Raw genomic sequence first — 17,391 nt, 5'->3', positions numbered from 1 at the left:
CGTCGATTTCCTCGAAAGGTCCCATCGTGCAACTGCATAGTTTTTTCAACAGTTCGACATCCTATCGGGTGCGTATCGCACTCGCGCTGAAAGGGCTGTCGTACGACACGCTGCCCGTGAACATCCGCACGGGCGAACATCGCGAGGCCGGCTACGTCGCGCAGGTGAATCCGTCGGCGTCGGTGCCCGCTCTGGTCGACGGCGATTTCCGTCTCGGCCAGTCGCTCGCGATCATCGACTACCTCGACCAGCTTCATCCGGAGCCGCGGCTCATTCCGCTCGAACCGCCGCGCCGCGCGCGCGTGCTGGAACTCGCGGCGCTGATCGCGTGCGACATCCATCCGGTCAACAACCTGCGCGTGCTGCGCTACCTCGATACCGAACTGAAGGTCACGCCGCAGCAGAAGAGCGCGTGGTATCGGCACTGGGTCGCGGAAGGGATGGCCGGCGTCGAACGGCTGCTCTCGCGCGCGGACACCGGCCCGTGGTGTTTCGGCGCTGCGCCGACGCTCGCCGACGTGTGCCTCGTACCGCAGATTGCGAACGCGCTGCGGATGGACTGCGACCTGAGCGCGTATCCGCGCAGCCTCGCGATATATGAACACGCGCGGCACGAGCCGGCGTTCGACGCGGCGCAGCCGCAGCGGCAGCCGGACTACGTCGCGTAACACGAAGAAGGAGACAGACATGGGCGAGAACAACAACCCGGGCCGACGCGTGCTCGTGATCGGCGGCGGCATCGGCGGGCTCGCGACGGCGCTGGCGCTCGCGCGCCAGGGCATTCGCGTGAAGCTGCTCGAGCAGGCCGAGCAAATCGGCGAAATCGGTGCGGGCATCCAGCTCGCCGCGAATGCGTTCAACGCGCTGGACGCGCTGGGCGTCGGCGAGGCCGCGCGCAGCCGGGCGGTGTTTACCGACTGGCTGCAACTGATGGATGCCATCGATGCGCGGGAAGTCGCGCGCATCGACACGGGCGCCGCGTATCGCGAACGCTTCGGCAACCCGTATGCGGTGATCCATCGCGCGGATATTCACCTGTCGATCTATGAAGCGGTCAAGGATCATCCGCTGATCGAGTTCCGGACCAGCACGCAGGTGTGCGCGTTCGAGCAGGATGCCCATGGCGTGACGGTGACCGACCAGCACGGCGAGCGTTATCGCGCCGATGCGGTGATCGGCTGCGACGGCGTGAAGTCCGCGATTCGTCATGCGCTGATCGGCGATGAGCATCGCGTGACGGGACACGTCGTGTACCGCGCGGTCGTCGACGTCGAGAACATGCCGAAGGATCTGCAGATCAACGCGCCGGTCGTGTGGGCCGGCCCGCATTGCCATCTCGTCCACTATCCGCTGCGCGGCGGGCGGCAATACAACCTCGTCGTCACGTTTCACAGCCGCGAGCAGGAAACCTGGGGCGTGCGCGAGGGCAGCAAGGAAGAGGTGCTGTCGTACTTCGACGGCATTCATCCGCTGCCCAAGCAGATGCTTGACCGGCCGACGTCGTGGAAGCGCTGGGCGACCGCTGACCGCGATCCGGTCGAACGCTGGAGCGTGGGGCGTGCGACGGTGCTCGGCGACGCCGCGCATCCGATGACGCAATACATCGCGCAGGGCGCGTGCCAGGCGCTCGAGGATGCGGTGACGCTCGGTGCGGCCGTCGCGCAGACCGACGGCGATTTCGAGGCCGCGTTCGCGCTGTACGAGCGTGCACGGATTCCGCGCACCGCGCGCGTGCTGTATTCGGCGCGCGAGATGGGGCGGATCTATCACGCGAAGGGTGTCGAGCGGCAGGTGCGTAATGCGCTGTGGGTCGGACGCACGCAGGCGCAGTTCTACGACTCGCTCGACTGGCTGCACGGCTGGCGTGCGGAGGATTGCCTGAAGTCCGTCGCCTGACGCGCGCTTCAGCCCGAATCCGGCGGCACGCATTCCAACGACATCACGCGCGACCGCCTTCATGGAGGAGACACCATCATGGCCGATACGCTGTCCATCGACGTCAGCGAGTGGATCGACCGGCATCGCGTTGCGCCGTTTCAGGCCGCGATCGTCGCGCTGTGCTTCCTGATCGTCGCGATCGACGGTTTCGACACGGCATCGATCGGATTCATCGCCCCCGTCATTCGAGCGGAATGGGGGCTGTCGCCCGCGCAGCTCGCGCCGGTATTCGGTGCGGGCCTCGCCGGGCTGATGGCCGGCGCGCTCGCGTTCGGGCCGTTCGGCGACCGGTTCGGCCGCAAGCGCCTGCTGCTCGCTTGTGTCGCGTGCTTCGGTATCGCAAGTGCCGCGTCGGCGAGCGCGGGCGGTTTGACCGAACTGATCGCATGGCGCTTCGTGACGGGCCTCGGGCTCGGCGGCGCGATGCCGAACGCGATCACGCTGACATCCGAATACTGTCCCGCACGGCGGCGCTCGCTGCTCGTGACGACGATGTTCTGCGGCTTCACGATCGGCTCCGCGCTTGGCGGGCTGGCGGCTGCGGCGCTGATCGAGCGTGACGGCTGGCGCGCGGTGCTCGTCGTCGGCGGTGCCGCGCCGCTGCTGCTTCTGCCGGTGCTGGCATGGCGGCTGCCGGAATCGGTGCGCTATCTCGTCAACACCGGCGCGGCGCGCGAGCGGATCATGGCGATGCTGACCCGCATCGCGCCGGACCCGCATCTCGCGCATGCATCGTTCATCGCGCCGAGCGGCAAGCCGGCCGGTTCGCCGCTCGGCCGGCTGTTCAGCACCGACCTGCTGCGCGGCACGCTGCTGCTGTGGCTCACGTTCTTCATGAGCCTGCTCGTCATCTACCTGCTGTCGAGCTGGCTGCCGACGCTGTTGCGCACGACCGGCGCGACGCTGCAGATGGCCGCCCGCGTGACCGCGATGTTCCAGGTCGGCGGCACGCTCGGCGCGATCGTGCTCGGCTGGCTGATGGACCGCTTCGATCCGCATCGCGTGCTGGCATGCAGCTATGCGGGCGCCGGGGTGTTCGTCGCGGCGATCGGCGTGCTGGCCGCGTCGCCGGGAGGGGCCGCGCTGGCCGTGTTCGCGGCCGGCTTCTGCGTGTCGGGCTCGCAGGTCGGCGCGAATGCGCTGTCGGCCGCGTTCTATCCGACCGAATGCCGCACCACGGGCGTGAGCTGGGCAAACGGGATCGGCCGCAGCGGATCGGTCGTCGGTTCGATGGCGGGCGGCGCGATGCTCGCGATGGGGTTGCCGTTGCCGACCGCGTTTGCCTGTGTCGCCGTGCCTTGCGTGATCGCCGGGGTCGCGGTGCTCGTGCTCGGTGTGCAGCGGGCGGGGGCTGGGCAGGCGACGGCCGATGCGGTTGCCGGCGAGCAGGCGTAGCGACGGATAGGGCGGAGTTTGGGCTGCGGGTGCGTTCGGGCGGCACCGGCGGCAGGGTGGAACAACGATATATAAATTGATATAATATTTATTCATCAATCGTTGATCTTTGCCCTCCATGAACACCGATCCATCGGCCGGGCTGCTGCCCGCGCCCGAACAGATGCGCGCGGCAGCAGAATCGGCATGCGCGCTGCTCAAGGTGCTGTCGAATCCGGACCGGCTGATGCTGCTGTGCGAACTGTCGCAGGGCGAGCGCTGCGTGAGCGATCTCGAGACGCGGCTGGATATCCGTCAGCCGACGCTGTCGCAGCAACTCGGCGTATTGCGGGACAACGCGCTGGTCCGCACGCGCCGCGACGGCAAGAACATCCACTATTCGCTCGACAGCGCGGCCGCGATCGCGGTGATGAGCGTGCTGTACGAGCAGTTCTGCGGCCCGGCCGCGCAGGGGGCGCGCGATGCAGCTTGATGCGCTTCATTTCACGCCGTGGCTGTCGCTGGCCGGCGGCGTGCTGATCGGGCTCGCGGCTGCGTGGCTCGTCGCGTTCAACGGGCGCATTGCCGGGATCAGCGGCATCGTCGGCGGGCTGTTCACGGCCGGCGCCGCGGAGCGCGACTGGCGCGCCGCGTTCGTCGCCGGCTTGATTGCCGCGCCGCTGGCGATGCGCATTGCCGGTGCGGGCGTGACGCTGCAGATCGATGCCGGCTGGGGCGAACTGCTGGCGGCCGGCCTGCTCGTGGGAATCGGCACGCGGTATGCGGGCGGGTGTACGAGCGGGCACGGGGTCTGCGGGCTGTCGCGGGGTGCGTCTCGATCGATCGTCGCGACGGCGGTTTTCATGGTCGCGGGCTTCGCGACCGTATTCGTGCGGCGGCACGTGCTCGGAGGCTGACATGCAGGCAGGATTCGCGTTTCTGGCGGGGCTGCTGTTCGGCGCCGGGCTCATCGTGTCCGGGATGGCCAATCCGCAGAAGGTGCTCGGTTTTCTCGACCTGGCTGGCCGCTGGGACCCGTCGCTCGTATTCGTGATGGCCGGCGCGATCGGCGTCGCCGGGTTCGCGTTCGCGTGGGCGAAACGCCGGACGCGCTCATGGCTCGGCCTGCCGATGCAGTGGCCGGCCGCGCGGACGATTACCGTGCGGCTCGTCGTCGGCAGCGCCGTGTTCGGCATCGGCTGGGGACTCGCGGGGTTCTGCCCGGGGCCCGCGATCGTGTCGATCGGGTTCGGGTCGGTGAAGGGCATCGCGTTCGTTGCCGCGATGCTGGTGGGGATGGCGTTGTTCGAATGGATCGAGCGTCGGCGGAAGGTGCGTTGAGCGGGAGCGCGCTTCGGGCTGCGGTGGTTGAATTGATCGAACGTGCGCGGGCGTTCGGCCGCATCACGGTCATCGTCAGGTGGGGGCGATGCGATCGTTGTCTGGCAACCTCCGCGACTTCCGCGCCCCCCGCCGCGGCACGAGCCGCCGCGTCAGGACGGCTCGCGCACATTCCGGTCGCCGAATACCAGTACGACCAACCGGCGTAAAACCACGCGCCACCCGGCAAACACGCCGCGCCCGCCCGCAGGTTCCACGACGGTCGCGCCGGCCGGCCCGGCGCTGCTGGACGACAGCGCCACGTGACCGCCCGTCTCGATCGTCAGGCATTCGCCTTCTTCGAGCACGCGGCGAACGTATTGCGGCGCGTCGGGCAGCCAGTCGAGCCCGCCGTGACGCAGCGTGACCGCGAGTGCGCCGTCCAGCACGATGACCTGACTACCCTTGTCGAACCACGCAAAGTGGCTTTGCCCGGCGTCGAGCCGGATGTCCTGCGTCCGCATGGCGAGTCCTTTTCCCGATTGCGCAGCCTCGCGACGGCGAGGCGACAGCGTGCCTTCAGGTTAGGGAAACGCATGCGAGCAGGACAGATTCAGGGGACGGGAATCTGTTGCGGTGCAGCCGGTGATTTTGCATCGCTGTATCGGTGGGTTTGCCCCAGATCTGTATCTGGCGAGCCTCCGCGCGCGCGGGCACGATGGCCCGCATGACGCCCATCACCGACTTGTCACGCACGCCTTTGCCGCTGTCCGGCGAGCCGCTTTACGAACGGCTCGCCGAGCATTACCGCCGCATCATCGCGGCCGGTACGCTGTCGCCTGGCGACCGGATGCCGTCGGTGCGCGCGTTCATGGCGCAACACGGCGTGAGTTTGTCGACCGCGATCCAGGCGTTCCGGCGGCTCGAGGATGCGGGCTGGTGCGAAGCCAGGCCGCGCTCGGGCTATTTCGTGCGGCGGCGCGCGGCGGCCGCGCTCGACACGCTGCCGGAAAGCGACGGACCGCCGCTGAGCGTCGAGCCGCCGTTCGCGGGCCTGCACGAACGCGTGTCGCGCGTGATCGATCGCGCGAATGCGGCGCCCGATGCGCTGAACCTCGGCGGCGCATCCGCGCAGGCGACGCTGTATCCGGCCGAGCGCCTGCAGACGCTCGCGATCCGGCTACTGCGGCGCAAGCCGACGTTGCTGACCGACGCGGGGCCCGTCGGCGGTTCGCCCGAATTCAGGCAGACGATGGCCAAACGCGCGGTGTCGTACGGTGTGACCGTGTCACCGGACGACGTGATGTCGACGAGCGGCGGGGTCGATGCGGTGAATCTCGCGCTGCGCGCGGTGGCGCGCCCCGGCGACACGATCGCGATCGAATCGCCGGCTTTCTTCGGCCTGATCCAGTTGCTCGAAAGCCTCGGCCTGCGCGCGCTCGAGATTCCGGCCAGCCCGACCACCGGCTTGTCGATCGAGGCGCTCGATGTGGCGCTCGCCGCGTATCCGGACATCCGGGCCGTGGTCGTCGTGCCGAACCTGCAAAACCCGCTCGGCAGCGTGATGCCGGACGACCGCAAGGCCGCGCTGGTTGCACTGTGCTCGCGCCGCGGCGTGGCCGTGATCGAGGACGAGCCGTATCGCGAACTCGTCGAAGCGCCGCACGCGGTGAAGCCCGTGAAGGCATGGGACCGCGACGGCACCGTGATCTACTGCCCGTCGTTCAACAAGGTGCTGGCGCCCGGGATGCGGCTCGGCTGGATGAGCGCAGGGCGCTGGCACGCACGCGTGAAGATGCTCAAGTTCGCGCACAGCCGGCACAACGCCGCGCTGCTGCAGGCTGTCGCGGCCGAATTCGTCGGCTCGGGCGCGTTCGATCGTCACCTGCACCGGTTTCGCGAGCAGCTTCGCGTGCAGCGCGACTTGACGATCGACGCGATCGCACGCCATTTTCCGGCCGGCACGCGAATGAACCGGCCGCCGGGCGGCATGCTGCTGTGGATCGCGCTGCCGGACGGCGTACATTCCGAAGCGCTGTTCGACGCTGCGCTGGCGCGTGGAGTAAGAATTGCGCCGGGCTCGATCTTTTCGAATTCCGATCGCTTTGACGCGTATATCCGGCTTGCCTGCACGCGTGTGCTCGACACCGCGCATGAAGCGGCAATCGAAACGCTCGGCCAGTTGATACGCGATGCGGCCGCGTAACCGGGCTGGCCGGCAACCGGGCCGGCGACGGGGCGCCCGGGCGCGGCCGGTGTAGCGGATGCGCGATCCGGCCGATCCGGCATGACGTTTCCACGTCGGCTTGCGGCGGCATGACGCCGCACCGGCGATACGATTTCGGCGCTTTCATCGCCCGACCGTATGCGCGGCGAGGTGCTGGCGGATCAACGACAGGTAACGATCGCCGACCGAGAAGTCGCGTGCGACACGCGGCCGTTCCGCCTGACGCAGCGTGGCCGGCGCGCTCATGCCCAGATACCGGCACACCGCGGACGGAAACGGTTTGCGGGTATGCCCGAGCTGGCGTGCCGCGCGTTCGACGCGGGTGTCGCCGACCTGCGCACGCAGCCAGGCCAGCACTTGGCGATCGGTGTCGTTGACGATACGGACCAGATGTTCCATCGCGCACCTCACTGTTCATAAATACAGTACTGTAAATATAACCAGTATGTGAGGCGGCCGCAAGCGGGCGCGCATGCGCCTGGCCGTTCGGCCAGGGTCAGCGCACCGGCGCGGTGGCTCGGGCGGCCGGCGGTCCGGCGGTTCGGGCGCCGGGTACGGCGGGGGCAGCGGGGGCGGCAAGATTCACGTAGCGCGCATCGGTGAGCGCGCCGAGGAACGCGACGATGTCGTCGATTTCCGCGTCGGTCAGTGCGGGCGGCGTGCCCGGCCGGCGGTTCATCGGCGTCGAATTGACGTTGATGTTGCCGCGATAGGCGGCCGGCACGTCGTCGAAGGTCGTGGCGCCGTGATACCAGTAGCCCGGGTCGGTCGAGCGCGTGTTGTAGAACGCGACCGCGTCGCGCAGCGTCGTGAACACGCCGTTGTGCATGAACGTCTGCTTGACCGCGACGTTGCGCAGCCCCGGCGTGCGCAGGTAGCCGCACCATTGCGTCGGTTCCGGCCAGCGCAGCCGCGTGGCGGTATCGCACAGCCCGTTGTCGAAGTGGCGCGGATCGCGGTTCGCGGGCAACGCGCGGTTGCGCGGCACCGCGATCGCGTCGTAGCCGAAATCGGTGAACAGCGAGCGCTCCGGCCGGCTCGACGTCTCCGACAGCGTATGGCAGCTCATGCAGTTGCCCTTGTCCGGATTCCGGAACAGCGCCAGGCCGCGCATCTCGGCCGGCGCGAGCGGCTTGCGTGTGCGCAGGAACGCGTCGAAGCGCGACGTGAACGGCGCCATTTCGTCGCTCTGCAGGTAGGCTTCGACGGCCGAGCCCAAGGCGCGCACCAGTTGCCCGGGATCGCGTCGCACCGACGCGCCGAAGCGCGCGGCGAGATCGGGTGCGAGTTCGGTGGCGTCGACCTTGCGCAGCAGCGCGGCCGGCGACCGGTTGTTCATCTCGTTCGGATCGAACAGCGGCCCGCGGATCTGCTCGGCAAGCGTGTCCGCGCGACCGTCGCCGAACAGTCCGCCAAACGGCGACGGCGCCGGCGCGTCGTCGTCCTGGTAGAAGTGGCGGCGCGGCACGTAGCGCACGTAGAGCAGAGACGGCGCGTTGCGCTGGCTGAAGCGGCCGTGGCGGCTGCCTTCCGGCACGCCGGGCCCCGCGAGCGATGCCGCCGACAGCGTCGGCGCGAACGCACGGCCCGGATCGTGGCAGCCCGCACACGACATGCCGCGCGGCTCGGACAGCCGCGGATCGAAGAAGATCCGGCGGCCAAGCGCGACGAGCGTCGGATCGGGCGCGAAGTGCGCGGTCGCCGCGTCGATCTTGCCCGTCACCTGCGGCGTGCCGTTGCCGATCGTGGCGACGATGCGCGACGGCGGCGCGCCGGGCAGCAGCGTCGTTTCGGAAGGGGCGGCGTGAGCCGCGAGCGCTACCCCGGCGAGCAGGGGCGCGGCGAATCCGCGTACCGTCCGGCATGCACGTGAAGGAACGGAAGTCGAATGCGATACAGGAAGCGCGGCACAAGCCGCTACCGAAATCCGCAGCATCAGCGACCCGGCCATTTCCCGGGCACGACTGCCCGAACCCACCAAACCGAGGTTGACTCGAACGCCATCGCTCACGGCGCGATGAACCCCGTCTTGTCGCAGGCGAGCGTCGTGCCGGACTGGTTGCACGATGCGAGCAGCTTGCCGGCCGCCGAATAGGCATGGAACACCCAGCCCGTTGCCGGTGCCGCGCGCCGCTCCATGATCAGGAAACCGAAGCTGTTGTTGTGCGACAGCCGTTCGATCACCGCGCCGGGCGCGGGCGTCAGGTCGGCCGGGAACGGGTCGGGCAGCGCGACATCGAGGTTGTCGCCGCCGTTGCCGGACACGATCGTCGCCGGATGCCCGGACGAGAAATTGATCGCCTGGAAGTCGTGTACGTGCCCGTGCAGCGCGACGTGGATGCCGGGCGGATAGTACGCCTGCGCGTTCAGGCTCGACATCACCGACTGCAGCGCGAGATTGCCCGGCGCGGGCGTGCTGCCGGCGATCGGCGCGAACGCGAGGATCGGGTGATGGTTCGTGAAGATCGTCGTCGTCATGCCGGCCTTCGACGCGAGCGACGCCACCGTCTGGAACTGCTTCTGGTAGAGGCGGAATTGCGCGTCGGTCGTCTTCAGCGGATTGCGGCCGACCTTCGCGGTATCGAACACGATCACCTGCGTGCCGCCGCCGAGCGACACCGCATACGGTTCCGAGTAGTTCGCGTCGTCGTCGTGGGCAGGATCGTCGCACGAACGGGCCGTCGAATACGGGCGCGGATCGAGGAAGCGATACCAGCCCTGGCCAGCCCGCGCGCATTCCTCGTGGTTGCCGCGCACGACCACCCACGGCGCTTTCGCGAACAGCGGCGCGGCCGGGCGGAACAGGTCGGCCTGCCACGTATCCCAGCCATAGCCCCACGGGCTGTCCTTGCAGCCGGCGATGTCGGGCGGGCACGCGTTCTCGCGGTAGTGATAGTCGCCGACGTGCAGCACCAGATCCGGCGACAGCTTCGCGACGCTCGCCGCGATCGTGTCGAACGGCCAGACCGTTGCGTCGTTGCACGCCTGCCATGCGTTGTCGGCCTTCTTCATCCGGCAGCCGGTATCGGCGATGATCGCGATGCGCTGCGGCTGCGCTTTCGGCAGCGGCAGCACACGGCCCGCCACGCTCGCCGTTTGCGCGTCGGCCGGCAATGTCGCTTCGCAGACCGATACCGGGAAGCTCGACGGTTTGGAGTCGGCCGGATCGCTCGCGGTCGGTCGTTGCGCGACGGTCGCGGTGCCGGCGCGCAGCGTCATGCGCGACAGCTTGCCGTCGACGGACAGTTGCGGACACAGCGGATCGCTCGCGGAAGCCGGACTGTAGTTCGTGATCACGCGCGCGATCGCCTGGTTCGCATCGCCAATCTCGACCCACGCGGCCTGGACGTTGATCGCGGCACTGGCCGGATCGGCGGGCGTATCGATGCGATTCGAACACGCGGACAGCGCCGCGAGCGCGGCAAGCGGAGCGCAGCGCACGAACAGCGCGCGCGAGAGGAGTCGTCGCATGGGTGGCACCGTGGGAAAGCCGTCAACGATACGCAGCGCAAATGTAATAAATATGAAAGCGAGGTGTGTCGCGAGCGCGCTTGACTTCAAGCCGTCTTGAAGTCGCATAGTCAGGCTCACGATCAACGCGGCACGCGAAGGGGAATCGACGATGGAAACGCACCAGCCCAACGAAGCGCAGTCCGCGCTATGGAATGGCCCGTCGGGGCTTGCATGGGTCGACGCACGGACGTCGCTCGACCGGATGTTCGAACCGTTCGAGACGCTGCTCGCGGATGCCGCGGCGGCATCGTCCGCGCGCAGCGTGCTCGACGTCGGCTGCGGCACGGGGGCGGTGACGCGCGCGATCGCCCGCAGGCTTGGCGAGCACGCGCACTGTACGGGTATCGACATCTCGGCGCGGATGATCGCCGCTGCGCAGGATCGCGCGGAACGCGAAGGTGTCCGCGCAGGCTTCATGTGCGCCGATGCGCAGACGCATGCATTTGCGCGCGATCGTTTCGACCTGATCGTGTCGCGTTTCGGCGTGATGTTCTTCGACGATCCGGTGCGCGCATTCGCGAACCTGCGCCACGCGGCACGCGAGAACGCGCAACTGCGATTCATCGCATGGCGCAGCGCCGCGGACAATCCGTTCATGACGACGGCCGAGCGCGCCGCGGCGCCCTTGCTGCCGAACCTGCCGGCGCGGCAGCCCGGTGCGCCGGGGCAATTCGCGTTCGGCGACCGGCAGCGGATCGCGTCGGTGTTGTCGGACAGCGGCTGGGCCGACGTCGAGATCGAGCCGCTCGATATGGCGTGCGCGTTGCCGGTGCGTGCGCTGGACGACTACATCGCGCGAATGGGGCCGGTCGGACTTGCGCTGCAACAGGCGGATGACGCGACGCGGCGGCGCGTGGCCGATACGGTGCGCGCCGCGTTCGAGCGCTACGTGCAAGGTACGGACGTGCGTTTCGATGCGGCGTGCTGGCTTGTCACGGCGCGTGTGCCGTCTGCGTGACGCAAGGGGAGAGGGTTGGCGAGCCGACGTTCGCCATGCGCGCTGCGGTTGGCCGGCGATGAAGCCGCACGCGTCAAGAATTGCCTTCAGCCACGCCTTGCACGCAGCATGAGCCACGCGCAGCCCGCCGCAACGAGCACCAGCCCGAGCAGCACCGCCTCGACGCCGAGCGCGAAGCCCGACGACATTTCGCCGCTGTTCGGCATTGGCGACAGGTTGACGGTCATCGCGATCGCGCCGCCGGCCAGCAGCGCGATGCAGGCGATCCAGTAGAGCTTGCCGCGCGACGCGGCAGCGCGGATCCGCCAGAGCGCGACGCCGGCGCCGCCGAGGTAAAGCACGGCGAGCGTGATGAGCGCGACGAGGTCGCCGGCGCGATGGTGGAGGAACCCGCTCATTGCGCGGCTCCGTCGATCGTCGCGTATTCGCGCGACGGGGTGAGGGCGATGTGGCTGTTCATTCGGTCCTTGTCTCGTGCGCCGGTACGCGGCTCGCCCGCTCGGCGGTTGCCCAGTCCGTTCGCCACCATCGGCACCAGAAATACGACGAACATGGTGACGGCAAGCGCCATCAGGACGGCCGACGGCTCGAACGCGGTTCGGGACAGGCGACGGGATTCCGGCATGACGGGCATCCAGGTGTGGGCACAACGCGGCGCGACGCCGTCCGGCCACGCGTGCCGCGCGCCGGACCCTGATACGGCGCGTGCCGCGGTGTCAGGATTGCACGAAGGGTCGTGCAGGGATCAACCTGACGGATTGTAAATGTTCGGGAGCAAGTGCGAGCGCCGCGCGATCCGCGCGGTGCGCGAGCGGCCGGCAACGGAAGCGGGGATAGGGAAGAGGCGACGCACCCGGACGGTGCGCGGGAATGCGCATCGTCCGGGGCGAATGGCGGGCAGCGCGTGGCCGCCCCCGTTCAGAACGTCACGGCGATCCCGGCCATGCCGACGAACTGGCCGTGCGTGGTCGACGGCGTGAGCTGCTGCGAATCGCCGACGATCGGCGCCGCATCGACGATCTGGCCGGTGCCTTGCGCGCCGAGCGTCTGCCCGCTCGAATGCGTGTACGCCTGCAGCGCGTAGAGCGTCGTGCGTTTCGACAGGCTGTACGACTCCTTCAGCGAATACTGCTGGTAGCGTGCCGCATCCGACACGCCGTTCGCCTTCGACGCGAGCGTGTACGAGAGCGCGCCGGCCACCGAGAACGCCGGCGTGAAACGATACGCGGCAAGCGCGCCGTAGGTGTTGAACACGGCGGTGTCGGTGAACGCGGAGCCGTTGCCGGGCAGGTACTTCACGTTCGAGTAGTTCAGGCCCATCGTCAGGTTGCCGAGCGTGTAATTGCCGGCAGCCGCGACCTGTTCGACGGCCTTGGCGGTCAGGTAGCCCTGGTTCAGCACGGACACGGCGAAGCTGCCCGACGCGGCGGTCGCCGGGTTCAGGAAGCCCGCCGACGAGCCCGAGCTGTTGATGCGCAGGTAGCCGGCCGCGATCCCGACCGGCCCGTTCGCATAGCGCAGCGCGGCGCTGAACGTGTTGCCCTTGCCGGTCGCGCCGGCGATGCCGCCGAACGCGTACATCGCGCTCGCGGTCAGCCCGGAGAAGGTCGGCGACGTATAGGTGACGGAGTTGTTCACGCGGGTCGTCGTGTCGAGGCCGTCGATGTCGCCCGGGTGCGCGCCCGTCGCGCCGGTCAGCCAGCTGCTCGACGCGTACGGGCCGACCAGCAGGAAGTACGGCGTGTACTGGCGGCCGGCCGTCACCGTGCCGTAATGGTCGTTGCGCAGCCCGACGAACGCCTCGCGGTTGAAGATCGTGCCGGCGGCCGACTGTGCGCCCGTGTTCAGGTTGAAACCCGACTGCAGATCGAAGATCGCGTGCGTGCCGCCACCGAGATCCTCGTCGCCGCGCAGCCCGAACTTCGACGCATACAGGTTGCCGTCGCGCATGTAGATGTTCGAATGGCCTTGCTGGTTGTTCACATAGGCGAGCGAATCGTCGACCACGCCGTACAGCGTCACGCTGCTTTGCGCATGCGCGGCGGACGTGCCGAGCGATGCGGCCGAGAAAATAAGGATTGCATAGCGGTTACGCGGTGCTTTCAATTTCATTGTCGATCTCCAAGTCTCTTCAACGGGGCGGGAGGTTGCGAGGCCTCCTCTGTGGTGGGTGGCGGGCCGCGCGAACGGCCCGCCGGGTCAGGGTGCGATGCGCGCGGTCAGTCGGCGAGTGCGACGACGATGCGCCGCCATGCGCCGTCGGGTGCATCGTGCTCGACGCGTGCGCCGCGCACGGCGAGCTCGCCTTGCAGCGACGCCGGCAACAGGATCTCGACGTGCTCGGCGGGGCGGCTCATGCGGCCATCCCAGCGCACCGATACGCCGAGTACGCCCGACGCCTCGCGTCCGGTCTCGATACGCCACAGCCCGTATTCGCCGTCGCGCCAGCTTTCCGTTTCGCCGTCGTCCTCGACGCATTCGCCGTGGGCGACGCCGTCCTCGACGCGCGGCGCGACGATGAAGCCGCGCGTGTCGGCGCGCGCGCCGAACCGTTGTTCGGCGACGTTCAGCGGCAGCACGCGGCCTTCGCGCAACAGCATCACCGGCGTGTCGAGCGGCGCCGGCAGCGTGACGCTCGCGCCGCCGTCGAACGACTGCGCGCTTACGCAGCACAGCCAGCGCGCGCCGGACGGCAGGTAGACCGTGCGCTCCGTGTGGCCCGGGTCGACCACCGGCGCGACCAGCAGCGCGTCGCCGAGCATCATGTCGTCGCATTCGTCGTAGCAGCGCGCGTCGCCGGGGAAGTCGCCGAAGGTCGGCCGCAGCACGGGTTCGTAGCGCGTGGTCGACAGCCACAGCAGGTGATAGAGATACGGCAGCAGCCGGTAGCGCTGCTTGATCAGCGACGCGATCTGCGCGGTGATCTCCGGATACATCCACGGCTCATTGACGGTGCCGTCGTCGTTCCACGAATGGATGCTGAAGCGCGGCATGAAGATGCCGAACTGCACCCAGCGCAACAGCAGCTCGGGCGACGGCGCGGGGCCGGAGAAGCCGCCGATGTCGTGACCGATGTTCGACACGCCCGACAGCGCGAGCCCGAGGCCCATCTTCAGGTTGTAGCGCAGCGTTTCCCACGACGTGTAGTTGTCGCCGGACCAGGTCTGCACGTAGCGCTGCATGCCGGCGCCGCCGGAGCGCGACACGAGGAACGGCCGCTGCGCCGGCGCATGCGCGCGCTGCGCTTCGCGCGACGCACGCATCATCAGCATCGTCTGCAGCACCTTCGCCTCGCGCGCCGGGAACGGCTGGCCGAAGCCGTGCGCGATCGCGTCGGGCGACCAGATCTCGTATTCGTTGTTGTCGTTCCACGTTGACTCGATCCCGTAGTCAAGCAGGGCCGACGTGACCTGCTCGCGCCACCAGCGGTAGGCGTCCGGTTGCGTGAAGTCGATATACGCGCCGACTTCGTCCCAGAACTGCACCCACGCCGGCTCGCCGGACGCCGAGCGGATTAGCAGCCCGCGTTTCGCCGCATCGTCGAAAGCAGGGTGGTCGCGCAACAGGCACGGCTTGATGTTCGCGCACAGCCGGATGCCGTGATCGCGGTAGTGCTTCACGAAACCCTTCGCGTCGGGAAATTTCTCGCGGTTCCAGTTGAACACGTAGCGCTTCGCGCCGATCGACGTATAGCCCGACGACAGGTGGAACGAGTCGCACAGGATGTCGTGCGCGTCGCACTGCTCGACGAACTGGTTCATCTGCTGCTGCGCATCCGGCGCATCGGTGTAGCTCATCGTCGAACCCGAATAGCCGAGGCCCCATTTCGGCGTGCGCGCCGGCCGCCCGGTGAGCCACGTGAAGCGTCGTGCGGCCGCGAGCGGCGTGTCGGGCGACGCGATGAAGTAGTAGTCGAGATCGCCGTGCTCGGCGACGAAATAGCGATACAGGCCGTGGTAATTGTCGAGCTCGCGGCCCATGTCGAACGAGCAGTCCGACAGCGTGTCGTAGAACAACCCGAAGCCCTGGCACGCATCGGGCGACCACGTGACGTAGAACGGGATGTGCTTGTAGAGCGGATCCGTGTGCTTCGCGCTGTAGCCCATCGCGTCGATGTTGCGCATCTCGAAGCGTGCTCCGGTGCGGTCGAGCTCGCCCGCGCGCTCGCCGAGGCCAAACACCTTGTCGCCGCGCTCGCGTGCGACGTAGTGATACGCGCGCTCGTCCCACCAGCCGAAGTTGTACGCCTGCGTCGCGCGGTCGGCGAGCACCACGCGCCACGCGCCGTCGGCGCCGCGCATCGACCACGTGCAGTGGCCGCCTTGCAGCTTCACGTCGACGCGGATCTGCGCGGTTTCGATGCGCAGGGTGTCGTCGTCTTCGACGAGGTCGTAGGCCGGCAGCGTGAAGCCGCTCAGGTCGAGGCGATCGCGGCCGTCGAGCGGCACGTCGTCGAGGCCCGGCGCGATCGTCCACGTGCGCGGGTTGCGCGGCGTCGCGTCGGGTAGCACGCGTACGCGCACGATGTCGTCCTCGAGCACGAAGAGCTCGAGCGTCGCGCCCGCCTCGGACGCGAGCAGCACACGGTTCGCATGACGGGCGGCGATGCGGAACACGGGCGGATGAAGAAGCGAAGTCATGAAGGCGATTCCTGGTAAGGGCGAAGGTCAGGCGTGCTGGGCGAGCAGGCGTTCCTGCTTCGACTGTCCGCGGATCAGCACCGCGAGCAGCGTGACGCCGATGATGTCGAACAGGCCGAGGCAGGCGAACAGCGGCGCGTAGCCGATCTTGTCGGCGAGGGCGCCGACCATCAGCGAGAAACCGAGGCCGCCGATCCACGCGGCCATCCCGGCGAAGCCGCTCGCGGTGCCGACTTCCTCGGGATCGAACACGTCGGCCGACAGCGTGTTGACGAGCGCGGAGATCATCTGGTGCGCGAAGCCGCCGACGCAGAACAGCGCGATGGCCATGTACGGCGACGACACGATCCCGATCGCCGCCGGCCCGATCATCAGCACCGCGCCGAGCGCGACACCGGCGACACGCGACCACACGAGCGGCAGCTTGAACCGTCTTGCGAGGTAAGGCGACAGGTAGCCGCCGGCGATGCCGCCGAGGTCGGCCGCGAGAAACGGCATCCACGCGAAGATCGCGATCTGCGTGAGCGCCATGTGGCGCTCGGTCGCGAGGTACAGCGGAATCCAGAAGCTGAAGGTTTGCCACGCGGGTTCCGCGAAGAAGCGGGGCAGCGCGATTGCCCAGAAGCGGCGCGCGGTGACGACGTCGCGAATGCGGCGCTTCGATACGGCCGGCATCGTGGCCTGGCCTTCGCTGATCAGCGCGCGCTCCTGCGACGTGATGCGCGGATGGTCGGCCGGCGACCGGTATTGCGTGTACCACAGCGCGGCCCACACGAAGCCCAGCGCGCCGGTTGCCATGAACGCGGATTGCCAGCCGAAGCGCATCGACAGGAAGACGACGAGCGGCGGCGCGATCGCGGCGCCGAGCGACGTGCCGGCGTTGAAATAGCCGACCGCGACGGATTTCTCGCGATCGGGAAACCATTCGGCGACCGCCTTCATTCCGGCCGGAATCGCGGCGGCCTCGAACAGCCCGAGAAAGCCGCGCAGCACGCCGAGCGACAGCCAGCCGGACGCAAAGCCGTGCGCGACGCCGACCACCGACCACAGCATCGCGAACAGCGCGAAACCGAGCCGCAGCCCGATCAGGTCGACGACGAACCCGCACACCGGCTGCATGATCGTGTAGCCGATCTGGAACGCGCCGACGATGTACGAATACTGCTGCGTCGAGATCGCGAACACCTGCTTCAGCTCCGGTGCGAGCACCGACAGGGAATTTCGTGCGAGGTAGTTGAGGATCGTGCCGAGACATACCAGCACGATGATCCACCAGCGCAACGCCTTGACTGTTTTCACTGCTGTCTCCTGATCCGGGCAAGCCGGCCGTTCACGGTCGCTTGTGCCGGCTTGTTTGTACGATGTCCGATCTTGTTGGGCGCCAATTCGTCAGATTTTTGGCAAAATATCGGCGTTCACTC

At 68.2% G+C, this 17,391-nt stretch carries 17 protein-coding genes; 8 read left to right on the top strand and 9 right to left on the bottom strand.

Annotated elements, in window-relative coordinates:
- Positions 1-26 precede the first annotated feature (26 nt).
- The 6 genes from maiA to BX604_RS19910 all read left to right on the top strand — a co-directional run bounded on the left by maiA (position 27) and on the right by BX604_RS19910 (position 4,653).
- Entirely contained in the window at positions 27-668 is a 642-nt protein-coding gene (gene maiA, locus BX604_RS19935; protein ID WP_098552313.1) for a maleylacetoacetate isomerase, read from the top strand.
- 19 nt (positions 669-687) lie between these two features.
- Complete coding sequence (locus BX604_RS19930; RefSeq protein ID WP_098552312.1) at positions 688-1,896, top strand: 3-hydroxybenzoate 6-monooxygenase; 1,209 nt, start codon at positions 688-690, stop codon at positions 1,894-1,896.
- A 78-nt stretch (positions 1,897-1,974) separates the two neighbouring features.
- On the top strand, positions 1,975-3,333 hold the full coding sequence (locus BX604_RS19925) for an MFS transporter (protein WP_098552311.1): 1,359 nt from the start codon (positions 1,975-1,977) through the stop codon (positions 3,331-3,333).
- Positions 3,334-3,451: 118 nt separating this feature from the next.
- Positions 3,452-3,805 carry an ArsR/SmtB family transcription factor gene (locus BX604_RS19920; RefSeq protein WP_098552310.1) on the top strand — a complete coding sequence of 118 codons (354 nt, stop codon included), beginning with the start codon at positions 3,452-3,454 and terminating at the stop codon, positions 3,803-3,805.
- Entirely contained in the window at positions 3,795-4,229 is a 435-nt protein-coding gene (locus BX604_RS19915) for a YeeE/YedE family protein (RefSeq protein WP_098552309.1), read from the top strand. Before BX604_RS19920 ends, BX604_RS19915 begins: the two co-directional genes overlap by 11 nt.
- 1 nt (position 4,230) lies before the next feature.
- Complete coding sequence (locus BX604_RS19910) at positions 4,231-4,653, top strand: DUF6691 family protein (protein WP_098552308.1); 423 nt, start codon at positions 4,231-4,233, stop codon at positions 4,651-4,653.
- A 152-nt stretch (positions 4,654-4,805) separates the two neighbouring features.
- Here BX604_RS19910 and BX604_RS19905 read toward each other — a convergent pair whose 3' ends face one another.
- Positions 4,806-5,156, bottom strand: a complete 351-nt coding sequence (locus tag BX604_RS19905) for a hypothetical protein (RefSeq protein WP_098552307.1) — start codon at positions 5,154-5,156, stop codon at positions 4,806-4,808.
- Positions 5,157-5,359: 203 nt separating this feature from the next.
- On the opposite strand from BX604_RS19905, the gene BX604_RS19900 reads away from it, so the two are divergent.
- Complete coding sequence (locus BX604_RS19900) at positions 5,360-6,838, top strand: aminotransferase-like domain-containing protein (RefSeq protein ID WP_179894828.1); 1,479 nt, start codon at positions 5,360-5,362, stop codon at positions 6,836-6,838.
- Positions 6,839-6,982: 144 nt separating this feature from the next.
- On the opposite strand, the gene BX604_RS19895 is transcribed toward BX604_RS19900, so the two are convergent.
- From BX604_RS19895 to BX604_RS19885, 3 genes are all read right to left on the bottom strand, one after another.
- The gene (locus BX604_RS19895) at positions 6,983-7,258 is read right to left on the bottom strand and encodes a hypothetical protein (protein WP_098552305.1); all 276 of its coding nucleotides are present in this window, start codon (positions 7,256-7,258) and stop codon (positions 6,983-6,985) included.
- 97 nt (positions 7,259-7,355) lie between these two features.
- Positions 7,356-8,810 (bottom strand): cytochrome-c peroxidase, encoded by a 1,455-nt coding sequence (locus BX604_RS19890; RefSeq protein WP_373562419.1) that lies wholly within the window; start codon positions 8,808-8,810, stop codon positions 7,356-7,358.
- A gap of 56 nt (positions 8,811-8,866) precedes the next feature.
- Entirely contained in the window at positions 8,867-10,330 is a 1,464-nt protein-coding gene (locus BX604_RS19885) for a metallophosphoesterase family protein (RefSeq protein WP_098552304.1), read from the bottom strand.
- A 151-nt stretch (positions 10,331-10,481) separates the two neighbouring features.
- On the opposite strand from BX604_RS19885, the gene BX604_RS19880 reads away from it, so the two are divergent.
- Complete coding sequence (locus tag BX604_RS19880; RefSeq protein ID WP_098552303.1) at positions 10,482-11,330, top strand: class I SAM-dependent methyltransferase; 849 nt, start codon at positions 10,482-10,484, stop codon at positions 11,328-11,330.
- 86 nt (positions 11,331-11,416) lie between these two features.
- Here BX604_RS19880 and BX604_RS19875 read toward each other — a convergent pair whose 3' ends face one another.
- From BX604_RS19875 to BX604_RS19860, 5 genes are all read right to left on the bottom strand, one after another.
- On the bottom strand, positions 11,417-11,728 hold the full coding sequence (locus BX604_RS19875) for a hypothetical protein (RefSeq protein WP_098552302.1): 312 nt from the start codon (positions 11,726-11,728) through the stop codon (positions 11,417-11,419).
- Positions 11,725-11,955: a hypothetical protein gene (locus tag BX604_RS38455; protein ID WP_143748063.1), complete on the bottom strand. Its 231-nt coding sequence runs from the start codon at positions 11,953-11,955 to the stop codon at positions 11,725-11,727. The genes BX604_RS19875 and BX604_RS38455 overlap by 4 nt, the downstream gene beginning before the upstream one ends.
- A 293-nt stretch (positions 11,956-12,248) precedes the next feature.
- Positions 12,249-13,436 carry a porin gene (locus tag BX604_RS19870; RefSeq protein WP_098552974.1) on the bottom strand — a complete coding sequence of 396 codons (1,188 nt, stop codon included), beginning with the start codon at positions 13,434-13,436 and terminating at the stop codon, positions 12,249-12,251.
- A gap of 113 nt (positions 13,437-13,549) precedes the next feature.
- A complete protein-coding gene (locus BX604_RS19865; RefSeq protein ID WP_098552301.1) occupies positions 13,550-15,970 on the bottom strand; it encodes a glycoside hydrolase family 31 protein in 2,421 nt (806 codons plus the stop codon).
- 27 nt (positions 15,971-15,997) lie between these two features.
- The gene (locus BX604_RS19860) at positions 15,998-17,269 is read right to left on the bottom strand and encodes an MFS transporter (protein ID WP_098552300.1); all 1,272 of its coding nucleotides are present in this window, start codon (positions 17,267-17,269) and stop codon (positions 15,998-16,000) included.
- Positions 17,270-17,391: the final 122 nt, after the last annotated feature.

The organism is Burkholderia sp. JKS000303, assembly GCF_002563755.1.
Classification (GTDB): Bacteria; Pseudomonadota; Gammaproteobacteria; order Burkholderiales; family Burkholderiaceae; genus Burkholderia; species Burkholderia anthina_B.
This window is presented reverse-complemented; position numbering and strand designations above follow the sequence as displayed.

Excerpts from the sequence above, each read along its gene's own strand:
- BX604_RS19925 (WP_098552311.1), top strand. The coding sequence starts at position 1,975 with ATGGCCGATACGCTGTCCATCGACGTCAGCGAGTGGATCGACCGGCAT.
- BX604_RS19880 (WP_098552303.1), top strand. The coding sequence starts at position 10,482 with ATGGAAACGCACCAGCCCAACGAAGCGCAGTCCGCGCTATGGAATGGC.
- BX604_RS19875 (WP_098552302.1), bottom strand. The coding sequence starts at position 11,728 with ATGAGCGGGTTCCTCCACCATCGCGCCGGCGACCTCGTCGCGCTCATC.
- BX604_RS19915 (WP_098552309.1), top strand. The coding sequence starts at position 3,795 with ATGCAGCTTGATGCGCTTCATTTCACGCCGTGGCTGTCGCTGGCCGGC.
- BX604_RS19905 (WP_098552307.1), bottom strand. The coding sequence starts at position 5,156 with ATGCGGACGCAGGACATCCGGCTCGACGCCGGGCAAAGCCACTTTGCG.
- BX604_RS19930 (WP_098552312.1), top strand. The coding sequence starts at position 688 with ATGGGCGAGAACAACAACCCGGGCCGACGCGTGCTCGTGATCGGCGGC.
- BX604_RS19895 (WP_098552305.1), bottom strand. The coding sequence starts at position 7,258 with ATGGAACATCTGGTCCGTATCGTCAACGACACCGATCGCCAAGTGCTG.
- BX604_RS19885 (WP_098552304.1), bottom strand. The coding sequence starts at position 10,330 with ATGCGACGACTCCTCTCGCGCGCGCTGTTCGTGCGCTGCGCTCCGCTT.
- BX604_RS19865 (WP_098552301.1), bottom strand. The coding sequence starts at position 15,970 with ATGACTTCGCTTCTTCATCCGCCCGTGTTCCGCATCGCCGCCCGTCAT.
- BX604_RS19920 (WP_098552310.1), top strand. The coding sequence starts at position 3,452 with ATGAACACCGATCCATCGGCCGGGCTGCTGCCCGCGCCCGAACAGATG.
- BX604_RS19910 (WP_098552308.1), top strand. The coding sequence starts at position 4,231 with ATGCAGGCAGGATTCGCGTTTCTGGCGGGGCTGCTGTTCGGCGCCGGG.
- BX604_RS38455 (WP_143748063.1), bottom strand. The coding sequence starts at position 11,955 with ATGCCGGAATCCCGTCGCCTGTCCCGAACCGCGTTCGAGCCGTCGGCC.
- BX604_RS19890 (WP_373562419.1), bottom strand. The coding sequence starts at position 8,810 with ATGGCCGGGTCGCTGATGCTGCGGATTTCGGTAGCGGCTTGTGCCGCG.
- BX604_RS19900 (WP_179894828.1), top strand. The coding sequence starts at position 5,360 with ATGACGCCCATCACCGACTTGTCACGCACGCCTTTGCCGCTGTCCGGC.